Annotated in this window: 1 protein-coding gene; it reads right to left on the bottom strand. The window is 36.9% G+C overall.

The window, feature by feature from the left end:
• Positions 1–247: 247 nt before the first annotated feature.
• On the bottom strand, positions 248–2,293 hold the full coding sequence (locus ACN6OV_RS06955) for a TonB-dependent siderophore receptor (RefSeq protein ID WP_427951206.1): 2,046 nt from the start codon (positions 2,291–2,293) through the stop codon (positions 248–250).
• Positions 2,294–2,588 lie beyond the last annotated feature (295 nt).

Below are 2,588 nucleotides of genomic sequence, written 5' to 3'. Positions count from 1 at the left end.
AGACCGACAATCGTTTAAGTTCTTTATCCGACATAGACACCAACATATCAAACCGTCCGCTAAGAAAATTGCAAAAGCGCATATTCTAAAAGCGGACATTTTTACTTTGGAGAAACCGGACATTTCTACTTTGGGCTTACAAGTGCACTTCGTATAACAGCCATTATGTTAAATGGATGTAGAAATAATAAAATTCTAATTTTTTAGATATCGCAAGAAGCCAGCATTAATGCTGGCTTTCTTTAAATTAGAAACTATACGTTATTCCTAACTTCGCAGTGCGGGGCTGCCCTGGGTAAACATAACGATTGAAAGCACTATCGTCATATTCTTTGTTAAAGATATTTTTGATATCAAAGCTTAAACGTACATCTTTATTCCAATCGTAATAAGAAATCAGATCCGTTGTCGCATAGCTTCCCATGTTGTAGGTGTTATTGGCAGTTTGTCCTTTTCGACTACCGACATAACGTTGATTCACGCCTAAGCCTAAACCATTTAATGCACCTGATTTAAACTCATAAATACTTAAAAGGTTAAATGAATCTTGAGGAATATTGGCTAAACGTGTGCCTTTTTCCAAAGTATTGTCTTTACTTACAGCTGCATCGACATAAGAGTAATTACCAATGATTTTCCATTCAGACGTGATATTACCTACAAGACTTAGATCAATGCCTTTACTAGTGACTTCACCCGCAGCAATGCTTTTCGTTGAATCTAGTGGATCTAGAGTTAAAACATTTTCTTTTTTCACATAATATATTGCGGTGTCAAAAGAAAGCTGGTTGTCCAATAGTGTATATTTTGAACCAATTTCATAAGAAACACCTTCTTCAGGATCGAAACCTTTATTGTTGCGGTCAGCACCAGAATTTGGCTTAAACGATTTACTAATATTGCTATAAACCGTAAGTTGATCTGTAAGATCATAGGTCAGACCAACTCGAGGGATAAATGCATTATTATCGGTCGACCATGACGTGTTATTTACAAAGTTATTGTAATCTTGCTTATAGTTTTCAAAACGCATTGCAATCAGTGTGTTTAAACGATCCGTAATACGGATTTGATCTTGCACAAAGAATGCTTGGCTTTTCAATTGCTCACTATCATGTGTGGTCACATTCACCAATTCTGGTAATGGCTGTGTGTTGTAAGGTTGATTGATATTTAAATCAAAACTATCCCTCGAACGGATAATATAAGATTTGAAGTCATAATCTTCAAACTCAATACCCGAAATTAGAGTGTGCTGTAAATTGAATAGATTGAAATTACCAACAATATTGGCTTGAAAATTCTTATCAATCCAATCCAAGTTACGCCAGTTATAGTTACGTGTAATCACTTCACCATTGGTATTTGCTTTGATGCCATTCGCTTCAACAGCATAACCATGTAGGTTTCCATTTAAATATTGAGTGCCAACATTCAATTTCCATGCTTCATTCAGCGCATGTTCAATTCGGAACTGTAGCATGTCGTTATTGTTATATAGGCGATTGCGATCTTTGCCTGATTCCCACCAATAGTCTGATGAGTCGAATGAGGTTTTCTGTTGCCCATCATAACGGGTAAAACCACGGTCTAGGGCATGTTGATTACGTAAAAAATCGGCCTCTAGCGTAAGTTTGGTCGTATCCGAAGGCGTCCATTGCAATACAGGTGCAATATTCCAGCGTTTGGTATCTACGTGATCTCGATAGGTATCGCCATTTTCACCCATCAAATTTAAACGGTAAGTCAGGCTTTTATCTTCTGTTAATGCGCCTGTGGTATCCACAGTGCCACGGTACAAACCTTCCTCATCCACATTTAAACCTAAAGTGGTTTTTCGTTCAGCTTGAGGTGTTTTGCTGACCACATTGAATGTACCACCTGGATCACCACGACCATATAAACTTGATGATGCCCCTTTTAATACTTCAACACGTTCAACGGTACTACTATCAGGCGCATTCGGGTAACCACGGTTAATTGGGAAACCATTACGGTAATATTCACCACTGGTAAATCCGCGCGAAGTAAAAGTCGTTAAACCTTGCCCGCCAAAGTTATTTGCACGTCCTACTCCTGCAACATCTAATGCTTCCGATAAACGCGTTGCTTGAATATCTTTTAATACAGCTTCTGGAACAACGGTTACAGCTTGAGGTGTTTCTTTCAGTGTCGTATTGGTACGAGTTGCAGCACTGGAAGCACTGACTTTATAAGATTTTTCAGTATCTTTTGTTACTTGCAAGGTAATAGAAGGTAACGTGATGATTTGATCACTTGCAAAGACTGACATTGCACAGCTAAGTGGAAGGAGGCTTGGTAATAAACAATGTTTGAACACAAGGATGTTTCACTAAAATTTGATGGGAATGATTATATTTCGCAACTTATCAAAGTACACATTAAATTTTTCTTTTTTCAGTTTTATATCTTATAACTCTTATATATAAACTATTATCTAATTTTAAACTTTTTCTAAAATTAACATAATACACCTTATACGAAGTGCTCTGTTAGAACCCATTTAAAGTGTCTATATTCTCACCAATAAAAATGTCTGGTTTATGATGATTTTTATCACCATGGAC

Origin of the sequence: Acinetobacter sp., from assembly GCF_050285345.1 — a bacterium.
GTDB lineage: Bacteria > Pseudomonadota > Gammaproteobacteria > Pseudomonadales > Moraxellaceae > Acinetobacter.
The sequence above is the reverse complement of the archived record's forward strand: the minus strand, read 5'-3'. Positions and strand labels throughout refer to the sequence as shown.